The organism is Candidatus Pelagibacter sp. HIMB1521, from assembly GCF_052047875.1.
In the GTDB taxonomy this organism is placed as follows: Bacteria; Pseudomonadota; Alphaproteobacteria; order Pelagibacterales; family Pelagibacteraceae; genus Pelagibacter.
Map to the genome: position 1 here is coordinate 34434 of NZ_JBNAIZ010000008.1, position 19284 is coordinate 53717.

The following is a 19284-nucleotide window of genomic DNA, read 5'->3' on the forward strand; positions in this document are numbered from 1 at the left end:
AAGAAAGAGGCATGAATAAAAAGGCACAAGAATTAGCAATGCACGATAAAGATACTGGATCTTCAGAAATCCAAATCGCTTTGCTAACAGAGAAAATTGAAACTCTCTCTAAGCATATTAAGCAATTCAAGAAGGATAAACATTCATCTGTTGGATTGTTGAGAGCGGTAAATAGAAGAAAGAAATTGTTGGAATACCTAAAAAAAAACAAAATGGATTCTTACAAAAATGTACTGTCGAAATTGAATTTAAGAAAATAGAAGTCAAGATAGATAGAATGGAATGGAACGAAACGAACGAAACGAAATGGAAATGAAATGTTTAAAGTATACAAGAAGGAAATTGAAGTAGCGGGAAAGAAGATAAGTTTAGAAACAGGTAAAGTAGCAAGACAAGCAGACGGTGCAATAATCGCAACATGCGGAGAGACAGTCGTACTAGCAACAGTAGTGGGGGCAAAAAAAGTAAATCCTGATATGGATTACTTTCCATTATCTGTAAATTACCAAGAGAAATATTATGCAGCTGGAAAAATTCCAGGTGGATATTTTAAAAGAGAAGCAAGACCAACTGAGAGCGAAACATTAATCTCTAGATTAATTGATAGACCAATCAGACCTTTGTTTCCAGATGAATTTAAAAATGAAGTACAGTTATTACCAACTGTAATTTCATACGATAAAGAAAACGAACCAGATATTTTATCAATCACTGCTTCATCGGCAGCATTGGCTATATCAGGTATGCCATTTATGGGACCTGTAGGAGCCTCAAGGGTTGGATTCATTGATGGAAAATATGTTTTAAACCCATCTAAAGCAGAGTTAGAAAAATCAAAATTAGATTTAGTTGTAGCAGGTACAAAAGACGCTGTGCTTATGGTTGAATCAGAAGCAAGCGGTTTAACTGAAGAAGAAATGTTAAATGCAGTTAAATTTGGTCATGAAGGTTTTGTTCCAGTGATTGAAATGATTGAGGAGCTTGCAAAAGAATGTAGAAAACCTGAATGGACAGTTGAGAAAAAAGATTTATCTGAAGTTAAGAAAAAACTTGAGGAAACTTTTACTGAAGATCTTAAAAAAGCTTTTGCTACAAGAGATAAACAAGATAGATCAAATCAAATTTCCGAAATTACTGATAAAGCTAAAAAACTTTATGAGGAAGATGAAAACTACACAGATCTTGATGTTAACAGTCAGCTAAAAAGCCTAGAAAAATCAATTGTTAGAACTGATATTCTAAAAAATAAAAATAGAATTGATGGAAGAGGTTTATCTGATGTAAGACCTATCGAGTGTGAAGTGGGTATTTTACCTAGAGCTCATGGCTCTGCATTATTTACTAGAGGAGAAACCCAAGCAATTGTTGTGGCAACTCTAGGAACTTCTGATGACGAACAAAGAATTGAAAGTTTAGATGGGCTTCAGAGAGAACGATTTATGCTTCACTATAATTTTCCTCCTTTTTCTGTTGGAGAAACTGGAAGAATTGGAACTGGCAGAAGAGAAATCGGACATGGTAAATTAGCTTGGAGAGCGATTAACTCTTCATTACCAACGAAAGAGGCATTTCCATATACTTTTAGAGTAGTTTCAGAAATAACGGAGTCTAATGGTTCTTCTTCTATGGCTACTGTTTGTGGAACGTCTTTAGCGTTAATGGACGCTGGAGTGCCAATTAAAGAGCCAGTTGCAGGTATTGCAATGGGTTTAATTAAAGAAGGTGATGATTTTAGTGTCTTATCAGACATTTTAGGTGATGAAGATCACCTTGGTGACATGGACTTTAAAGTTGCTGGAACTAAAGATGGAATTACTTCTCTTCAAATGGATATCAAAATTACAGGTATTACATTTGAAATCATGGAGCAAGCATTAAGCCAAGCTAAAGATGGAAGAGTTCATATCTTAGGAGAAATGAACAAAGCATTATCAGCTTCAAGATCTGATGTTGGAAAACATACTCCAAAAATGGAACAAGTTAATGTTGATAAAAAAGACATTGCTGCTGTCATTGGAAAAGGTGGTGCAACAATCAGAGAGATAGTTGAAAAATCAGGTGCGAAAGTAGATGTAAATGACGAAGGTGTAGTAACAGTTGCTGCTCCAGATGAAGAGTCTAGAAACATCGCCATGCAGATGATTAAAGACATAACTGCAAAAGCTGAACTCAATAAAATTTATTCAGGTAAAGTAATGAAGATTATGGAATTTGGTGCATTTGTTAATTTCTTAGGAAAACAAGATGGACTTGTTCATATTTCAGAACTTGCAGACAAAAGAGTTGCTAAAGTTACTGACGTTGTCAAAGAAGGCGATGAAGTAAAAGTTAAAGTGATTGGTTTCGATAGAGGTAAAGTTAAACTTTCTATGAAACAAGCTACTGAATAATTAATAGCTTAAATTTAAATCCTAAACCCCCTGAATGAGAGTTCTGGGGGTTTTTTTTTAACTAAAATTAACTAAATTTAGCTAATATTTTTTGGGTCAGGCATTCCAACTTTGTTATATCCTGCATCTACATAGTGAATTTCACCAGTAACTCCGTTTGCAAGATCACTTAATAGATATAATGCTGAATTTCCAACATCATGGATATCTACGTTTCTTTTGAGAAAAGAATGGTCTTCATTCCATTTATATAGGAATTTTGCATCTCCAATCGCAGAAGCTGCTAATGTTTTAATAGGGCCTGCACTTATTGCATTTACTCTCATACCCTTGTCACCCAAATCTCGAGCTAGATACTTAACACTAGCTTCTAAAGCTGATTTACAAACACCCATTACATTATAATTTGGAATTGCTTTAGTAGACTCGTAAGTTAAAGTTAATAAACTTCCGCCTTGTTTCATTACCTTTGAGGCTTCTTTTGCTACTTCAGTAAATGAAAAGCATGAGATTAACATACTTCTTAAAAAGTTTTCTCTAGTGGTATTTAAATATTCACCTGATAACTCTGATTTATCAGAGAAAGCAACCGCATGAACTACAAAGTCAATTTCACCCCATTGGGATTTGATATCTTCAAATAATTTTACAACCTCTTCTTTTTTTTCAACATCACAACTAAATGTAACGTTTGAATTTAATTTTTCTGCTAAAGGAACTACTCTTTTTTTCAAAGCATCGCCTAAATATGTAAATGCTAGTTCTGCCCCTGCTTCAGCAAGTTTTTGAGATATACCCCAGGCAATAGATCTCTCATTTGCAACACCCATGATTAATCCCTTTTTGCCTTTCATTAAACTCATAAATTAAACCTTTTCAAAAATTAAAGCTGCATTAGTTCCACCAAAACCAAAGCTATTTGACATTACTGTATTTAAAGTTGCTCCCGTTTCAGTTTTTGAAACTATAGGAAATTTCTTAGCTTCTTCATCAATCTCACTTATGTTTGCAGAGCCAGCTATGAAATTATTCTTCATCATTATCAAACAGTAAATTGCTTCATGAACTGAAGCCGCACCAAGTGGATGTCCCGATAAAGATTTTGTCGAACTAATCTTTGGGATATTGTCTCCAAAAGTATTTTTAACTGCATTTAGCTCCGTGATATCTCCAACCGGAGTAGAAGTTCCATGAGTATTGATATAATCAATTTTATTTTTAGCAGTAGACATTGCCATTTGCATACATCTGACAGCACCTTCTCCTGATGGAGCTACCATATCGTATCCATCTGAAGTTGCTCCATAACCAGTTAATTCTGCGTATATTTTAGCACCTCTTGCTTTAGCGTGTTCATATTCCTCTAGCACTAACACACCTGCACCACCTGCAATTACAAAACCATCTCTTGTTTTGTCATATGCTCTTGATGCTGTTTCTGGAGCATCATTATATTTTGATGATAAAGCAGTCATCGCATCAAACATTGCCGTCATAGCCCAATGAACTTCTTCACTTCCACCTGCAAAAACAACATCTTGTTTTCCCATTTGAATTAATTCCATTGAATTACCAATACAGTGGCCACTTGTTGCGCAAGCAGAACTCATTGTGTAGTTGGTTCCTTTAATTTTAAATGGAACAGCAAGTGTTGCAGAAGCTGTACTTGCCATTGTTCTTGGAACAATGAACGGCCCCATTAATTTTGGAGTTTTAGCCCTCGTTTTATCCGCAGCCAAAATAACATTTTCAATTGATGGACCACCAGAACCCATAACTATTCCAGTTTTAAAATTGCTAACTTCAGTTTCTTCTAATCCAGAATCCTCAATAGCTTCTTTCATTGCAATATAATTATAAGCTGAACCTGAACCCATAAATCTAATTGTTTTTCGATCGATATGATCTTCTAATTTTATATTTGGTTTGCCATGAACATGACTTTTAAGATTATGTTCTTTATATTCCTCAGCATAAGAAATTCCTGATTTTGAATTAATTAATGATTGATGAACTTCCTCTTGGTTGTTTCCCAAACAAGAGACAATTCCTAATCCTGTAATTACTACTCTTCTCATTATTTAAATAACCCCACTTTCAAACTTTCTGCTGAATATATTTTTTTGTCATCAGCAAGTACAATTCCATTGGCAAGACCAACAGTTGTTCCACCTGGCGACATAATTTTTTTCATATCTATTTCGTACCTTACATTTTTAACATTTTGTAAAACTTCACCAGTAAATTTTACAGTACCAACTCCTAGAGCTCTACCTTTGCCAGGATTTCCTAACCAGCCGAGAAAAAATCCAACTAGTTGCCACATAGCATCCAAACCTAGACACCCAGGCATGACTGGATCCTCTTTAAAATGACAGTCAAAAAACCATAGATCGTTTTTTATATCTAATTCAGCCTTTAAAGAGCCTTTATTGAAAGCTCCATTATTCTCGTTGATTTCAGTTATTCTATCAAACATCAACATTGGAGGAAGTGGTAATTTTGCATTACCTGGTCCAAAAAGATCACCATTTCCACAACTTATTAGATCGTCATATGAGTAGGAATTTTTTTTCATATTTTTTGAGAGACCTTATTACTTGATTTAATGCCAATATAATATAATAAAACTGTATATTTTTATTCATACATTAGAATAATTATAAAATAAAATGGTAAAAAACTGTAATTTTGTTGAAAAATTAAGAGATTTAGGACTTAGACCCACTAAACAAAGGGTTAAAATGTGTGAAGTTCTATTTAATAGAGAAAAAACTTTTCATTTTACAATCAATGATCTCGTAAAAATGATTTCTGAGGAGATGAATGAAAAAATTTCATTAGCAACAGTTTACAACACTGTTCATGCATTTCAGAAAAAAGGTTATTTAAAAGAAATTTCGATTAACAGCGATAAAAGTTATTTTGATACAAACACATCTGTTCATCATCATTTTTATGATGAAGATACTCATCAGCTAATTGATTGTGATGAAAATGATATAGACCCAGTAAATATTAAAAAAAATATTACAGGAAAAAAAATAAATTCTGTTGAAGTTTTGGTTAAAGTTGCGAGTGATAATCAAACTCAAAAATAATTCAATTAAATCAATTATATAAAATCTAGATTATAATAATTCTAAACTATTGACAATAAAGTTTTAGACACTATATGGTCTATAAAGTTAAATTAAGGAGAAAAAAATGTCTTTAAAAGGAAGTAAAACAGAAGAAAACTTAAAAGCAGCATTCGCTGGTGAGAGTCAAGCAAATAGAAGATATCTTTATTTTGCACAAAAAGCTGACATCGAAGGTTATAATGATGTAGCTACAGTATTTAGATCAACAGCAGAAGGTGAAACTGGTCACGCACATGGTCACTTAGAATACCTTGAACAAGTTGGAGATCCAGCTACTGGGAAACCAATTGGTGAAACTAAAGCAAATTTAGCTTCAGCAATTGAGGGAGAAACGCATGAATATACTGACATGTACCCAGGTATGGCTAAAACTGCAAGAGAAGAAGGTTTTGAAGAAATTGCAGATTGGTTTGAGACTTTAGCAAAAGCTGAAAAATCTCATGCTGGTAAATTTCAAAAAACTTTAGAGTCTATTGCCTAAATAATATTCATTAGTGGGCGTTTACCGCCCACTAAATTTAACAAAATTTCTAAAATCAAAAAAAATGAAAGAGCAACTTTTACAATTAATAAAAGATTGGTTTAATGAACCAGTGGTATTAGTTTCTTTATCATTAATTATAATTTCTAATATAATCGTATGAGCAAAGAAGGAAGTCTAGACGCCCCAATACGTCACCCTATTGATTTTGAGCATCCAGATTTTTTAAATCCTGAAAAATTAGATGCAGAAATGCGAAGAGTGTTTGATATTTGCCATGGATGTCGAAGATGTTTTAATCTTTGTGATTCCTTTCCAAAATTGTTCGATATGATTGATGAGTCAGAAAATGAAGACGTAGAAAGTTTAAAAAGTGAGCAATTTGCTCCAGTTGTTGATGCCTGTACTCTTTGTGACATGTGTTTTATGACCAAATGTCCTTATGTACCTCCTCATGATTTTGATCTTGATTTCCCTCATTTAATGTTGAGGTACAGAACGGCACAGAAAAAATTAGGTAAATTACCAAGTGTTCCAATGCAATTAGCCCAAATAGATAGAAACGCAAAAATTGGGGTTTTATTTTCTAAAATAATTAATTGGGCATCAGATATAAAAAATAAGTTGTTCAGAAAAATATTAGAGGTAGTTGCGGGTATCGATAAAAGGGTTCAACTTCCAAAATACAATTCAGATACTTTTTCTAACTTTTTTAAGAAAAATAATGACAAAATAAACTACGATACAAAAACTAATGACAGAAAAGTTGTAATTTATTCTACCTGTTTTGTTAACTTTAATAAAAAAAATACAGGTGTTGCAGCTTTAAAAGTTCTAAAGAAAAATGGTGTAGAAGTTCAAGAGGCCTATCCTGGATGTTGTGGAATGCCGTTCTTAGAGCAAGCTGATCTTCCTAAAGTTGTGGAACAGGCTAAAAAAGTTTCTAAAGATTTAGTTGAATGGATTAACAAAGGTTACAAAGTTGTTACATTAACCGCTAGTTGTGGTTTAATGTTAAAATTTGAATGGCCATTGCTTTTACCTAATGATGATAAAATAAAAAAATTATCTGCAAATGTTATGGATATTGATGAGTATGTTGTTGATATTGCAAACAATGAGGGATTAGCAGATGGTTTAGAAGAAATAGATGGTGGAGTGACAGTGCACCATGCGTGTCACGCAAGAGCACAAAACATGGGTATCAAAGCGAGAGATATGCTTAAACTTATCCCAAATGTTAAAATTGATGTTGTAGAGAAATGTGCTGGGCATGGTGGAACTTTTGGTGTGATGAAAGAAACACATGATCTGGCCAATAAAGTAGGAAGACCAACTGCAAGACAAATTAAAACAAAAAATAACAAGTACATGGCTTCTGATTGTCCTTTAGCAGGTAAGCACTTAAAGCAGCTTGAAGTGGATACTAACATCTCCAATGATGAGGCACTACATCCTATCGAATTGATGGCTAAAAGTTATAGATTATGATTATGCCAAGAGAAAAAAGAGAGATACAAAAAGAAGACATCATGCCATTGGATGTCTACACAAAAAATAGAAGAGAACTGAGGAAAAATATTGTTGATTTTAAAAAAAATAGAAGAATTGCATTAGGTCCTTATGCAACTTTTTATTTTGAAAGTTACGAGACAATGTTAGCTCAAGTTCAAGAAATGTTATATATTGAAAAAGGTGGAGATGAACAACTTAAAGATGAGTTGTCAGCATACAATCCTCTAATACCAAATGGTAAAGAATTAACAGCTACTTTGATGTTTGAAATAGACAATCCTATATCACGTGCAGCTTTCCTAGGAAAAGTGGGTGGAATAGAAGAAACAGTGTTTATGAAAATTAATGGAGAAAAAATAAAAGCTATTCCAGAGGAAGATGTTGATAGAACATCAGCTGAAGGAAAAGCTTCTTCAGTTCAATTCATTCATTTTAATTTTTCAGATGACCAAATAGCTAAATTTAAATCTGAAGAAATTGAAGTTGAAATAGGAATAGATCATAAAGAATATTCCCATACTACCAAACTGTCTTCAGAGAACAAAAAGTCACTTTCTGCTGATTTTAGTTAATTAAATCCCCAGATATTATCTGTTTTAACCCAACCTTGAAATTTTCCAGATGTTATCTCACACCATTTTTCCTCACACTTTTCTAATATTAATAACCTACCTTCCTTAATAAGAGCAATTGGTTTTGCAAAAGATGTAGGGTTTTTAAATAAAATTTTATCCTTTGTTGCTATTAAAGAATTATTTTTTTTTAATTGAGATATATGTATCCACCCACCATTATTTTTAAGGTCTATAATTCTTCTAAAGTTTTCTTTTTTATCTATTTGTTTTAAAGGAAGGTTAATTTTTTTGTAAACATATTTTACATCTGAATCAAAACTTGGACCGTACCTAACGTTTACTTTATTTTTTTTTAAAGAAACAAATATTTCATCAGCTAAACTTATTGAAATTGATAAGATAAAAATTAAAAATATTCTTATAATTAATTGCATAGACAGTTTTTTCTTTTTTTAATTTTTGCTTTTCTAAAATTTAAATTTAGTAAATCAATAATTAAAATATAATTATTTAAACTTTGGCCTATATTTAAAATATTTTTTAAAATTTCATTAGCTTGCATCGTGCCAACTATCCCCGCTACAGTTCCTAGGATTCCTTCATATTCACAATTGAGTATTTCATCTGATATTTTTTCCTCTTGATAAAAACATCGAAGGCATGGTTCTTTTTTATTTTTGAAATTAAATGTAAAGATATGACCATCAAATTTACTTATAGCACCAGTTACCAAAAACTTTTTATACTTTAAACTTAAATCATTAATTAGAAATTTACTTTCAAAATTATCAGTCCCATCAACAATATAATCGTAATCTTTAATAATTTTTTGAAAATTAGATTTATTTAATTTGTAATTAAAAATTTTTATTTTTGTTAAAGAATTAATGTTGTTTAATTTTTTTTTAGCTATTTTTACTTTTAGTTGATTTAAATCTTTCTGATTGAATAAACTCTGCCTATGAATATTTGAAAGGCTTATTCGATCATGATCCACAATTCCTAATGAGCCAACCCCTGACCTAGTCAAGAATTCTGCTACTGGGCACCCGAGACCACCCATGCCTATTATTAATACTTTTGCATTTGTAATTTTATTTTGACCTAAAATACCAATATTTTTTAATATGATCTGTCTTGAAAAACGTTCGATTTGTTTTTTGTTTAATTTTTTGCTCATTTTCCTGTTGAGCCAAATCCGCCTTCGCCTCTAATTGTTTCTGGAAGCTCATCTGTTTCTTCAAAATTCATTTTTATCACTGGTGTGAGAACCATTTGAGCTATTCTGTCTTTATTGTTTATTAAAAAATCTTCTTTTCCGTGATTGTAAAGTATTACTTTTATCTCACCCCTGTAATCACTATCTATTGTTCCTGGTGTATTTAAAACACTAATATTATTTTTTGCTGCTAAACCTGATCTAGGTCGTATTTGAATTTCAAATTCATTTGAAAAAGCAACGGCAATTCCAGTTGGAACTAAACAAGAATTTTGGGATTTAAGTATAATAGGTTCTTTTATAAATGCCATAAGATCCATTCCCGAAGCCCCTTCTGTTTTGTAGGCAGGTAGCTCTATTGAGGGATCTAATTTTTTAACAAGGATTTTTGCCATTAATTTAATTGATCAATTATTCTATCAACTATTTCTTCAGAAATTTCAGATTTTCTTTTGTATGGTAGGACTTCATTTTTTAAAGATTTATTTTTGTAGTGGATTACAACTTCATTATAATCTGAGTTAAATCCAATATTTTTTTTAGAAACATCATTAGCAATTATCCAATCACAATTCTTTTTATTTAATTTTTCTTCTGCATTTTTTAAAACTTCGTTTGTTTCTGCTGCAAAACCAATCACAATTTCAGGCCTCATAGAATTATGATTTGATATGTAATTTAAAATATCAATATTTTTTTCTAAATTTAAATTTAATGCTTCTTCTTTTTTTATTTTTGTTTGAGATTTATTTTTTACTTTAAAGTCTGATACTGCTGCTGAAAAAATTGCTACATCTACAGGTAAATTCTCTTGTGTAGCACTAAACATTTCATCTGCTGTTTCAACTTCAATGAGTTTAATATCTTTTTCTACTTCTAGATTAGTTGGTCCTGAAATCAGTGTTGTATCAAAACCTTTTTTCGATAGACATTTAGCTAGTTCATATCCTTGTTTGCCACTTGATTTATTTGTTATAAAACGCACAGGGTCGATATACTCATTTGTTGGACCCGCAGTAACTAAAGCTTTAAATTTTTTATTTTGACTTTGGTTTAAAAAAAATTGGTTTAACTCATCCACAATTTTTAATGGTTCTGACATCTTACCTTCTCCGTATTCACCGCATGCCATATCTCCTATTTCTGGACCAATAAACTTATAACCAAAATCTTTTAATTTTTTTAAATTAATCTTTGTAGATTTATGCTCCCACATTCTAACATTCATCGCTGGTGCTAAATAAATTTGTTTATTTGAAGCAAGTATTACAGTAGAAGCCAAATCATCTGTAGTACCTTGTGCTAATTTTGAAATTGTATTTGCTGTAGTTGGTGCAACGATAACTATGTCTGCCCATCTAGAAAGTGAAATGTGATCCATTTCAGTTTCATTTTCTAAGCTAAACAAATCACTATAAACTTTACCTTGAGATAATGATGCTACTGATAATGGAGTTACAAATTCTTTAGCACTAGAAGTAAGTATAGTTTTTATTTCTGCACCATTTTTTTTTAATAATCTAATCGTTTCAAGACTTTTATAAGCTGAAATACCACCACAAATAATAAAAAGAATTTTTTTGTTATTAAGATTTTTCATTTGCAGAATTAAAATACTATAAGACCAAAAATTACAAGAAGTAATAAACCAATAATAGATTGGTTTCTAAATGCTATCATTTCAGATTTTTTATCGTTTAAAGCCGTATAAGAATTGGAGTTTTGAGGAATTTGTCCGCTAGCTAAAAATGTTAGAGCTTGATTTGCTTTGTCCATGATTTCAGGTAACTCAGGTAATCTTTTAATTACTTCAGTACTATTTTTAAGTGTTTCGTTAAAATTATTTATAGGATCTTTTGTTTCTCTTAACCAATTTTCAAGAACTGGTTTAGAGGTTGTCCAAATATTAGTGTTAGGATTTAATTTTCTTGCAACACCCTCAACTACAACCATTGTTTTTTGTAACATCAACAATTGAGGTTGAGTTTGCATATTGAATTTTTCTGTAACATCAAAAAGCTGTTTTAATAATTTTCCACCTGAAATATCTTTAACCTCTTGACCAAATATTGGCTCTCCTATTGACCTTAATGCTTGTGCAAGATCATCTATTGGCACATTTTTAGGGACTAATCCTGCTACCAAGTGAACCTCAGCAACTTTTTTATAATCTCTTTGTATAAATCCAAATAAAATTTCAGCTAAAAAACGTTTACTCATTTTGTCTAATCTACCCATTATGCCAAAATCTATTGGAGCTATTTGACCGCTATCATCAATAAATATATTTCCTTGGTGCATATCAGCATGAAAAAAACCATCCCTTACAGCATGTCTTAAAAAATGCTGGATAATATCTTCAGCAATTTTATTAGTATTTAGATTTCTTTTTTTCAGCTCTTCTGTTTCACGAATAGATACTCCGTCTATCCAATCTAATGTCATCACATTCTCACTAGTAAAGTTCCAATAAATTTCAGGAACTTTGAATCCAGCATCATTTTTTGTATTTTCTGCATATTCATTTGCGGCTGCTGCCTCAAACCTTAAATCCATTTCTAGGTTGGTTATTTCTTTCAACAAAAAAACAACTTCCACAAGTTTTAATCTTTTAGTTTTTTTTAAAAATGACTCAATGATAAATGCAAATAACATCATCGCATCAATTTCTTCATTAAATATTTTTTTTATGTCTGGTCTTATAATTTTTATTGCTACATCTTTAATTGTACCATTGTCATTTATTTTAGCTTTATGAACTTGTGCTATTGATGCAGCAGCAACTGGCTCACTTAAATCAATAATAGAATTGTAAGCATCATTGCCTAAATCATTTTTAATTATTTCTTTTGCCTGATCAATAGAGAATGGTGGTACACGATCTTGTAATTTTTCCAGCTTTGTAGAAAGTTCTTCTCCTATAATATCAGGTCTAGTAGCTAAAAATTGACCTAATTTTATAAAAGTTGTACCCATCGACTCTAATGATTTCGAAAGTCTTTCACCATCATCTAGCGCATGATGACTCAATTCTTTTTTTTCAAAAGATATTGCTAATAGCTGAAATAAAATTGTGATCCCGACTGGCGGTTTTTTAAATTTAGAGGCAATATCTAAAATATCAGATTTTGCAATCTTTCTTCCTAATTTAAATAAAGTAATTAATTTTCTTAGCATTATATTTTCCAACCACTATGGATAGAAACTATACCACCTGAAAAGTTCCTATAATTACATTTCGTAAAATTATGCTTTTTCATTAAGTCAATTAATTCTTCTTGATTAATAAATTCTTCAATACTTTTTACTAAATATTCATATGGTTTTTTATCGCCAACAATAAATTGACCAATATGAGGAATTATTTTTGAATAGTTTTTATAAACAAAATCTAGGTTAGAGTTTTGAATTTTTGAAAATTCTAAACATAGAAATCTTCCACCTGGTTTTAATACCCTATAAGCTTCAGATAGAGCTTTATCTAAATTCTTTGTATTTCTAAGACCAAAACTTATTGTGTAATAATCAAATTCGTTGTCTTGAAGTGGAAGCTTCTCAGCAGCTGCATTGATCCATTTTATATTTTTATAATTAGATAATTTTTGTTTGCCTTGATTAATCATACCTTTATTTGGATCTATACAAGTGACTTCTGACATTTGATTTGTACTATTCAAAAATAATTTACCAATATCTCCAGTTCCACAAGCAACATCTATTAACTTTCTATTTGGAGATGGTTTCATTATATTGATTAGACTTTTTTTCCAAAATCTATGAATGCCCAGTGACATGAAATCATTCATCAAGTCGTATTTACTATAAACTTGATCGAAAACACCTTCCACAAGGCCTTTTTTATTTTGAAGATATTGTTGCATAAAAAAATATATATTGAATATAGTGAGAAATGCCAGAATTACCAGAAGTAGAAATTGTTAGACAATCTTTAGACAAAAAAATTAAACAAAAAAGTATTAAAAAAGTAATTATTAGAAATAAAAATCTTAGGTTTCCACTTCCAAAAAATTTTAGTTCTTTTTTAATGAATAAAAAAATTATTAAAGTAGAGAGATTTTCCAAGTATTTAATATTGAATTTTAAAAGTGGAGAGTTTTGTTTGATACATTTGGGTATGTCTGGAACTATACACATCATTGATAGTAAAAAAAAATTAAAATTTACTAATGCTAGTTTTTATCATTCTCCTATATTACCAAAAAAACATAATCATATTGAATTAATATTTAATTCTTTGAAAGTAATTTATAATGACCCAAGAAGATTTGGTTTTTTTGAGTTAGTAGAAAATAGTGAAAAATTAGAAAATAGATTTAAAAATTTGGGACCAGAACCATTCAATTTAAATTTTAATTTGAATTATGTTTTTAATTACTTCAAAGGAAAGAATAAAAATATTAAAACATTTTTATTAGATCAAAAATTTGTTTCTGGAATTGGGAATATTTATGCAAGTGAAATTTTATTTCTAAGTAAGATTTATCCATTTAAAAAAGCAAGTTTGTTAACTAGAGAAGATTGTAAAAAAATTATTTACTATTCAAAAAAAATTTTATTAAGAGCAATTAAAAAAGGTGGTTCAAGTATTAGAGATTTTAAGGATACACTGGGATCTTCTGGAAACTATCAAAAAGAGTTTAAAGTATATCAGCAAGAAGGATTAAGATGTAAAACTATAGGATGCACAGATACTATACAGAAAAAAATTGTATCAAATAGATCTACTTTTTTTTGTAATTCCTGCCAAAATTAGCCAAATATTTAGTTGACCGTTTTCAGTTCTCAAGCTATACCCCTGCGCATGGCAAATACAAAATCAGCTATTAAACGTATAAGACGAATTTCTAAGCAAACAGCAGTTAATAAAGCTAGAAAAAGTAGATTTAGAAATGCATTAAAGAAAATGAACGCTTTAATTGATACCAAAAAGAAAGATGAAGCGTTAAAATTCTTACCTAAATTAAACTCTGAGTTGATGAAAATTGCAAAGACTGGTGTAATTAAAAAACAAAATGCATCAAGAAACGTTTCAAGAATAACTAAAAAGATTGCAGCAATTTAAAAACCTTAAGTTGTTTCGAAGATAAATTTCACAAACACATTATATAAGATCTAAATATTTTAAATTACTATATTTAGATTTAGTAAATCTTTGATCTGACACAATACAATCAATGTTTGATTCAATCTGTATTTGATTCAATCAAAAATTTTATTTCTAAGAAAATTTAAAACTAATTTAAAAATTTATGTCCATAAAAAAAAATGATTGTGACAATAAATTCTACAATTGCAGATTTAATTTTTTTTTAATTTTAAATTTAATACTTGTTGCAAAATTTTTTAAATAGTTCTAACTGAGATCTTCCCTTAAGTTATGAATAAATCTTTTACAAATAAAAATATTAATAATTTTGCTTCAGAAGAGATCGATTGGCAACAAATTCAATCTGAAATGAAGAATAAATTAGGTTTGGAAATTTATGAAAGTTGGTTAAAAAAAATATCATTTCTTGAGGAGCATAATAATTATTTACTTTTATCTGTTCCAACTAGATTTATTAGAGACTGGATTACTTCGAGATATTTAGACCAAATTCTGAAAATAATTAAATTGTATAAAAAAGATATAATTAGAATTGAATTTAAAATTATTGATCAAAAAGTTGATAAGGATTTAAAAGAAACAACAAATATTGAAAATACCCAAAATGAAAATGTTTCATTTATAAAAGACTCGTACCTTCAGTACAACCGAATAGATCCAAACAAACGATTTGATAACTTTATAACTGGATCAAGCAATAAACTTGCATATGAAGCTTCTATAAAGGTTACAGAAACTATCTCTCATTATAATCCACTCTATATTTATGGTGGTGTAGGAATGGGGAAAACTCACTTATTAAATTCTATTGGTTTTGAGATGAAGAAAAAAAATAAAGTGATGTTCATTTCAGCTGAACGTTTCATGTATCAGTTTGTAAAATCAATTAAATCAAACGATATGGTTAAGTTTAAAGAATATTTTAGAAACACTGATATTTTATTAATAGATGACATCCAGTTTATTAGCGGCAAAGAAGCAATGCAGGAAGAATTTTTTCATACATTCAATGCTTTGTTAGATAAAGGATCGCAAATTATAGTATCTGCTGATAGAGCACCTAATAAATTAATGCGTATTCAAGAGAGAATTAAATCTAGATTTTCAGGTGGATTGGTTGTTGACATTCAAAAACCTGATTTAGAATTACGAAAAAAAATAGTTCAAAAAAAAACAGAAGAATTAAACAATTTATATTCAGATCAGCTTCAAGTATCAAAAGATATACAAGATTTTATCAGTAATGAGATCTCAGGAAGTGTTAGAGAATTAGTTGGAGCAGTTAATCGAATAGTATCCTTTTCAAGAATTTATAACAAAGTTCCAAATTTACCTGAAACTAAAGTGGTATTAAAAGATCTTTTAAATATCTCAGAAAACAAAGTAACAATTGACTTAATACAGACTATTGTGTGTAAGTTTTTTAAGATAAGCAAAAATGAAATGCTTTCTTCAAGAAGATCAAGATATCTTGTAAGACCTCGACAGACAGCAATTTACTTAACTAAAATTTTAACTTCAAAATCATTACCAGAAATAGGTAGAGAATTCTCGAATAGAGATCACACAACAATTATCCATTCTGTTAAAACAATTGAGAAAATTAAAGAAAAAGATCCAGAAATGGTAGATAATATCAATAAACTTAAAAATCAGATATTATACAATAACAAAGAAAATGAAATTTAACGTCAACCAACAAGACCTTCAGCAAGCACTAAATTATTGTCAGGGTGTAATTGAAAAGAGAAGCACGTTACCAATTTTATCTAATATTTTATTAGATGCTAGTAATTCTAAATTAACAATTACTGCTACAGATCTTGATTTAATTTTTATACACCAGCTAAATAATGTTGAAATTCTTGAGGAAGGAAAAACAACAACAACCTCGTCAATTATGTATGACATAATCAGAAAATTAACATCAGGAAAAAAAATTAATCTTACTCTTACCGATGTAAGTAAATTACAAGTAGAATCGGAAAAATCTATTTTTAATTTGAATTGTATTAGTGCTACCGAGTTTCCATTGACTGATGAAAATTTTAATGAAAATGAATTTATTATAAAATCAAAACAATTATTGAAACTTCTAAACAAATGTAAGTTTTCTGTTTCAAATGATGAAACTCGACATTATTTAAGTGGTATTTATTTTCACCAAACCGAAGTTGAAGATAAAAATTATTTAACAGCTGTTGCTACTGACAGTCATAGAATGTCGATTTCAAAAATCAGGCTAGATGAAAAAATTGAATTTGACCCTATTATACTTCCCAAAAAAACAATTTTTCAACTTTGTTCACTGTTAGATAGTTATGATGGTGATGTAAAAGTATCAAATCTAAAGTCAAAAATTAAGTTTGAACTGAATAATAGTATTTTAATTTCAAAACTTATCGATGGAAAATTCCCGAACTACATTCAGGTAATACCTAAAAATAATCAAAAAAAATTAGAAATTGATTTAAAACTTTTCTTAAACTCAGTTGATAGAGTGGCCTCTGTATCTCTGGATAAAAAAGATGGTGTAAAATTTAATTTATCAAATGATACTCTTAACCTTTCGGTAAATAATACTAATAGCGGAGACGGAAAAGAAACATTAAATGTTAAATTTGATCACGACTTAGAAATAAGTTTTAATTCCAGATATTTGATTGATGTAGCTTCACAATTAGATGGTGATAGAGTCGAAATCTTCTTTAATGATACGGGTTCACCAGCTTTAATAAAAGATCCAGGCGATTTTGATAGTATTTATGTTGTGATGCCAATGAAGGGTTAATTTATTAAATCTAATTCTTGATAGATATTTTTTTCTAGAGTTTTTAAAAATTCATTTTTTTCTAGCCCAGCTGAAATAGGTTTTAATATTGATATAGTAATTGTTCTATTACTATTTTTTCCACCTTTTTTTGGCCATACGTAACCAGAGTTTATGGCTACTGGTAAACAATTTATTTTTAATTCTTCATATATCCTTGAGGCTCCTTTTTTAAATGGAGTTCTATCATCAGGTAATACCCTGGTACCTTGAGGAAAAATAATTAATGGACGATTTGATTGTGATATTGTGTTTGAAATATCATTAAAAAAACCCAAATTATCTTTAGTTGTTTTATTTCTATTTATTGAAATTGATCCTATTTTTTTTAAATACCAACCAAATATTGGAATTTGGAGAAGCTCTTTTTTTAAAATAAAAACTGGTGAATTAAAAATAGTTTGCAAATAAAAAGTTTCAAACATTGATTGATGAGATGCAGCAATAAAAAATTTATCCTCTTTGATTATATTTTCTTCACCTTTGATAAGGATTTTTACTGAAAGGATAAACCTTAAGCAAACACCAGTCCAATAGCCCATTAATTTGCCACCAATTAAAACTATTTTTCTTGGTAGGAAAAAAGAAGGTAAAAAAATTATAGAAATAAAAATAATTCCAGTAAAAAAAATTATTGAAAATAAAATGTTTCTTATCATTGTCTCAAAAGCTAAATTAAATCTTTATGCTTTTGTCTTTTTCTAATTATTTTTATTTTGTTGTTTTTAATTAATATTTCTAATGGTTTTGTTCTTAAGTTATAATTCGAACTTAGTGACATTCCGTAGGCACCAACATCACATATTGCAACATAGTCTTTTTCTTGAAGTTCCTGAAAGTTTTTAATAGTTACAAACTTGTCTGTAGTTTCACATATAGGTCCTACAAATTCATAAGTTTTTTTGGAAACTTTTCCAGATTTAATAACAGGTAAAGTTTTGTGAATTGCACCATATAATGCTGGTCTCATTAAATCATTCATTGCTGCATCTAATATAATGAATTTTTTACTTTCACTGTCTTTTATATAAATTACTTTTGTAATCAATGTTCCAGAATTTCCTATTATAGATCTTCCTGGTTCAAATATAATTTTACATTTTTTATTTTTTAAAAATTTTTTAATAGCTAAATTATATTTTTTATAATTAAGTTTTTTATTTTTATCTGCATAAGAAATTCCCATACCACCACCTAAATCGATGTATTCAAATGTATGAGATGTTTTCTTTAAAATATTATCGACTACTTTAAGCATCTTTTCATAAGGCTTATGATCTAAAATTTGGCTTCCAATATGAACACTTAGGCAATTAAGATCTATATTTTGTGAACTTTTGCAATATTCAATTATTTCATAAAATGTTTTTTCATTTACACCAAACTTATTCTCTTTTTTACCAGTCGAAATTTGGCTTAATGTTTTTGCATCAGTATTAGGATTTAATCTTAAACCAATTTTTACAATTTTATTTTTTTGTCTAGCCACTCTATTTATTTCTACTACTTCACTTTTAGACTCTGCGTTTATTAGTAAAATTTTTTTATCTATTGCGTAACTTATTTCATTTGTAGTTTTGCCAACTCCTGAAAAGACAATTTTTTTTGGACTAATACCCGCTTTAAGAGCCATCATCATTTCACCAACAGATACTACATCAGCTCCAAAACCAAATTTTGATATCTCATTTATTAAATTTACATTGGTATTTGATTTAACTGCGAAACATATCAATGGTGATATTGATTTAAAATTTTTTTTAAAATTTAAAATATTTTCTTTTAACCTTGAGTAAGAATAGCAATATGTTGGTGTACCATATCTTTTTGCAATTTTTAAAAAGTTAACTTTATCAATAGATAATTTTTTATTTATGTATTTCATTACACTCTATTTTTAGAGAATAGATTTAAATAAACTTGTTTTTTGTCTTCTTGGTATATAGGGTCACCTTTCTTGCCACATGAAAATAACAGCAGCAACATAACTAACGTAAATGTGA

At 29.4% G+C, this 19284-nt stretch carries 21 protein-coding genes; 10 read left to right on the plus strand and 11 right to left on the minus strand.

What is annotated here, in order from left to right:
• Positions 1-11: 11 nt before the first annotated feature.
• Both rpsO and pnp read left to right on the plus strand, forming a co-directional pair.
• Positions 12-260, plus strand: coding sequence for a 30S ribosomal protein S15 (gene rpsO / locus ACTTA5_RS04215; protein WP_075485648.1), 249 nt, complete (start codon positions 12-14; stop codon positions 258-260).
• Between the two features lie 57 nt (positions 261-317).
• Positions 318-2390, plus strand: coding sequence for a polyribonucleotide nucleotidyltransferase (gene pnp / locus ACTTA5_RS04220; RefSeq protein ID WP_440648192.1), 2073 nt, complete (start codon positions 318-320; stop codon positions 2388-2390).
• A 77-nt stretch (positions 2391-2467) separates the two neighbouring features.
• On the opposite strand, the gene ACTTA5_RS04225 is transcribed toward pnp, so the two are convergent.
• Genes ACTTA5_RS04225 through fabA form a run of 3 tightly spaced genes read right to left on the minus strand, consistent with a single transcriptional unit; the run spans position 2468 to position 4968 of the window.
• Complete coding sequence (locus tag ACTTA5_RS04225) at positions 2468-3253, minus strand: enoyl-ACP reductase FabI (protein ID WP_440648194.1); 786 nt, start codon at positions 3251-3253, stop codon at positions 2468-2470.
• 3 nt (positions 3254-3256) lie between these two features.
• On the minus strand, positions 3257-4468 hold the full coding sequence (gene fabB, locus ACTTA5_RS04230) for a beta-ketoacyl-ACP synthase I (protein WP_440648196.1): 1212 nt from the start codon (positions 4466-4468) through the stop codon (positions 3257-3259).
• Positions 4468-4968, minus strand: coding sequence for a bifunctional 3-hydroxydecanoyl-ACP dehydratase/trans-2-decenoyl-ACP isomerase (fabA, locus tag ACTTA5_RS04235; protein WP_428079165.1), 501 nt, complete (start codon positions 4966-4968; stop codon positions 4468-4470). Before fabA ends, fabB begins: the two co-directional genes overlap by 1 nt.
• A 94-nt stretch (positions 4969-5062) precedes the next feature.
• Here fabA and ACTTA5_RS04240 point away from each other — a divergent pair, with 94 nt between their 5' ends.
• The 4 genes from ACTTA5_RS04240 (at position 5063) to ACTTA5_RS04255 (ending at position 8101) form a co-directional block, all read left to right on the plus strand.
• Positions 5063-5491 (plus strand): Fur family transcriptional regulator, encoded by a 429-nt coding sequence (locus ACTTA5_RS04240; RefSeq protein WP_262590069.1) that lies wholly within the window; start codon positions 5063-5065, stop codon positions 5489-5491.
• Between the two features lie 106 nt (positions 5492-5597).
• Positions 5598-6014 carry a rubrerythrin family protein gene (locus ACTTA5_RS04245; RefSeq protein WP_262590070.1) on the plus strand — a complete coding sequence of 139 codons (417 nt, stop codon included), beginning with the start codon at positions 5598-5600 and terminating at the stop codon, positions 6012-6014.
• A 159-nt stretch (positions 6015-6173) separates the two neighbouring features.
• Positions 6174-7505: a (Fe-S)-binding protein gene (locus tag ACTTA5_RS04250; protein ID WP_440648199.1), complete on the plus strand. Its 1332-nt coding sequence runs from the start codon at positions 6174-6176 to the stop codon at positions 7503-7505.
• Between the two features lie 2 nt (positions 7506-7507).
• On the plus strand, positions 7508-8101 hold the full coding sequence (locus ACTTA5_RS04255) for a DUF3501 family protein (protein ID WP_440648201.1): 594 nt from the start codon (positions 7508-7510) through the stop codon (positions 8099-8101).
• Here ACTTA5_RS04255 and ACTTA5_RS04260 read toward each other — a convergent pair.
• The 6 genes from ACTTA5_RS04260 to ubiE are packed head-to-tail and all read right to left on the minus strand — an operon-like array spanning position 8098 to position 13204.
• Positions 8098-8538: an SH3 domain-containing protein gene (locus tag ACTTA5_RS04260; RefSeq protein ID WP_440648203.1), complete on the minus strand. Its 441-nt coding sequence runs from the start codon at positions 8536-8538 to the stop codon at positions 8098-8100. The two genes, ACTTA5_RS04255 and ACTTA5_RS04260, sit on opposite strands and share 4 nt — an antisense overlap.
• Entirely contained in the window at positions 8529-9284 is a 756-nt protein-coding gene (locus ACTTA5_RS04265) for a HesA/MoeB/ThiF family protein (protein ID WP_440648205.1), read from the minus strand. The genes ACTTA5_RS04260 and ACTTA5_RS04265 overlap by 10 nt, the downstream gene beginning before the upstream one ends.
• A complete protein-coding gene (gene dut, locus ACTTA5_RS04270; protein WP_440648207.1) occupies positions 9281-9718 on the minus strand; it encodes a dUTP diphosphatase in 438 nt (145 codons plus the stop codon). Before dut ends, ACTTA5_RS04265 begins: the two co-directional genes overlap by 4 nt.
• A complete protein-coding gene (gene coaBC / locus ACTTA5_RS04275) occupies positions 9718-10923 on the minus strand; it encodes a bifunctional phosphopantothenoylcysteine decarboxylase/phosphopantothenate--cysteine ligase CoaBC (RefSeq protein WP_440648209.1) in 1206 nt (401 codons plus the stop codon). The genes dut and coaBC overlap by 1 nt, the downstream gene beginning before the upstream one ends.
• Before the next feature lie 8 nt (positions 10924-10931).
• Entirely contained in the window at positions 10932-12500 is a 1569-nt protein-coding gene (gene ubiB / locus ACTTA5_RS04280) for a 2-polyprenylphenol 6-hydroxylase (protein WP_440648211.1), read from the minus strand.
• Positions 12500-13204: a bifunctional demethylmenaquinone methyltransferase/2-methoxy-6-polyprenyl-1,4-benzoquinol methylase UbiE gene (gene ubiE / locus ACTTA5_RS04285; RefSeq protein ID WP_440648213.1), complete on the minus strand. Its 705-nt coding sequence runs from the start codon at positions 13202-13204 to the stop codon at positions 12500-12502. The genes ubiB and ubiE overlap by 1 nt, the downstream gene beginning before the upstream one ends.
• Positions 13205-13233: 29 nt before the next feature.
• Between ubiE and mutM the strand changes: the two genes are divergently transcribed.
• The 4 genes from mutM (at position 13234) to dnaN (ending at position 17242) form a co-directional block, all read left to right on the plus strand.
• A complete protein-coding gene (gene mutM, locus ACTTA5_RS04290; protein ID WP_440648215.1) occupies positions 13234-14097 on the plus strand; it encodes a bifunctional DNA-formamidopyrimidine glycosylase/DNA-(apurinic or apyrimidinic site) lyase in 864 nt (287 codons plus the stop codon).
• 48 nt (positions 14098-14145) lie between these two features.
• Positions 14146-14406, plus strand: a complete 261-nt coding sequence (gene rpsT / locus ACTTA5_RS04295) for a 30S ribosomal protein S20 (protein ID WP_262590084.1) — start codon at positions 14146-14148, stop codon at positions 14404-14406.
• Positions 14407-14721: 315 nt separating this feature from the next.
• Positions 14722-16140 carry a chromosomal replication initiator protein DnaA gene (dnaA, locus tag ACTTA5_RS04300; protein ID WP_440633236.1) on the plus strand — a complete coding sequence of 473 codons (1419 nt, stop codon included), beginning with the start codon at positions 14722-14724 and terminating at the stop codon, positions 16138-16140.
• The gene (gene dnaN / locus ACTTA5_RS04305) at positions 16130-17242 is read left to right on the plus strand and encodes a DNA polymerase III subunit beta (RefSeq protein ID WP_440648217.1); all 1113 of its coding nucleotides are present in this window, start codon (positions 16130-16132) and stop codon (positions 17240-17242) included. The genes dnaA and dnaN overlap by 11 nt, the downstream gene beginning before the upstream one ends.
• Here dnaN and ACTTA5_RS04310 read toward each other — a convergent pair.
• Both ACTTA5_RS04310 and lysA read right to left on the minus strand, forming a co-directional pair.
• Entirely contained in the window at positions 17239-17940 is a 702-nt protein-coding gene (locus tag ACTTA5_RS04310) for a lysophospholipid acyltransferase family protein (protein WP_440648219.1), read from the minus strand. The two genes, dnaN and ACTTA5_RS04310, sit on opposite strands and share 4 nt — an antisense overlap.
• A gap of 11 nt (positions 17941-17951) precedes the next feature.
• Positions 17952-19166 carry a diaminopimelate decarboxylase gene (gene lysA, locus ACTTA5_RS04315; RefSeq protein WP_440648221.1) on the minus strand — a complete coding sequence of 405 codons (1215 nt, stop codon included), beginning with the start codon at positions 19164-19166 and terminating at the stop codon, positions 17952-17954.
• Positions 19167-19284 lie beyond the last annotated feature (118 nt).

What these genes read in the sequence shown, in the direction of transcription:
- ubiE (WP_440648213.1), bottom strand. Translation starts at nt 13,204, where the DNA reads ATGCAACAATATCTTCAAAATAAAAAAGGCCTTGTGGAAGGTGTTTTC.
- ACTTA5_RS04310 (WP_440648219.1), bottom strand. Translation starts at nt 17,940, where the DNA reads ATGATAAGAAACATTTTATTTTCAATAATTTTTTTTACTGGAATTATT.
- ACTTA5_RS04240 (WP_262590069.1), top strand. Translation starts at nt 5,063, where the DNA reads ATGGTAAAAAACTGTAATTTTGTTGAAAAATTAAGAGATTTAGGACTT.
- ACTTA5_RS04260 (WP_440648203.1), bottom strand. Translation starts at nt 8,538, where the DNA reads ATGCAATTAATTATAAGAATATTTTTAATTTTTATCTTATCAATTTCA.
- fabA (WP_428079165.1), bottom strand. Translation starts at nt 4,968, where the DNA reads ATGAAAAAAAATTCCTACTCATATGACGATCTAATAAGTTGTGGAAAT.
- ACTTA5_RS04265 (WP_440648205.1), bottom strand. Translation starts at nt 9,284, where the DNA reads ATGAGCAAAAAATTAAACAAAAAACAAATCGAACGTTTTTCAAGACAG.
- dut (WP_440648207.1), bottom strand. Translation starts at nt 9,718, where the DNA reads ATGGCAAAAATCCTTGTTAAAAAATTAGATCCCTCAATAGAGCTACCT.
- lysA (WP_440648221.1), bottom strand. Translation starts at nt 19,166, where the DNA reads ATGAAATACATAAATAAAAAATTATCTATTGATAAAGTTAACTTTTTA.
- ACTTA5_RS04245 (WP_262590070.1), top strand. Translation starts at nt 5,598, where the DNA reads ATGTCTTTAAAAGGAAGTAAAACAGAAGAAAACTTAAAAGCAGCATTC.
- ACTTA5_RS04255 (WP_440648201.1), top strand. Translation starts at nt 7,508, where the DNA reads ATGCCAAGAGAAAAAAGAGAGATACAAAAAGAAGACATCATGCCATTG.
- ubiB (WP_440648211.1), bottom strand. Translation starts at nt 12,500, where the DNA reads ATGCTAAGAAAATTAATTACTTTATTTAAATTAGGAAGAAAGATTGCA.
- coaBC (WP_440648209.1), bottom strand. Translation starts at nt 10,923, where the DNA reads ATGAAAAATCTTAATAACAAAAAAATTCTTTTTATTATTTGTGGTGGT.
- dnaA (WP_440633236.1), top strand. Translation starts at nt 14,722, where the DNA reads ATGAATAAATCTTTTACAAATAAAAATATTAATAATTTTGCTTCAGAA.
- mutM (WP_440648215.1), top strand. Translation starts at nt 13,234, where the DNA reads ATGCCAGAATTACCAGAAGTAGAAATTGTTAGACAATCTTTAGACAAA.
- ACTTA5_RS04250 (WP_440648199.1), top strand. Translation starts at nt 6,174, where the DNA reads ATGAGCAAAGAAGGAAGTCTAGACGCCCCAATACGTCACCCTATTGAT.
- dnaN (WP_440648217.1), top strand. Translation starts at nt 16,130, where the DNA reads ATGAAATTTAACGTCAACCAACAAGACCTTCAGCAAGCACTAAATTAT.
- fabB (WP_440648196.1), bottom strand. Translation starts at nt 4,468, where the DNA reads ATGAGAAGAGTAGTAATTACAGGATTAGGAATTGTCTCTTGTTTGGGA.
- ACTTA5_RS04225 (WP_440648194.1), bottom strand. Translation starts at nt 3,253, where the DNA reads ATGAGTTTAATGAAAGGCAAAAAGGGATTAATCATGGGTGTTGCAAAT.
- rpsO (WP_075485648.1), top strand. Translation starts at nt 12, where the DNA reads ATGAATAAAAAGGCACAAGAATTAGCAATGCACGATAAAGATACTGGA.
- pnp (WP_440648192.1), top strand. Translation starts at nt 318, where the DNA reads ATGTTTAAAGTATACAAGAAGGAAATTGAAGTAGCGGGAAAGAAGATA.
- rpsT (WP_262590084.1), top strand. Translation starts at nt 14,146, where the DNA reads ATGGCAAATACAAAATCAGCTATTAAACGTATAAGACGAATTTCTAAG.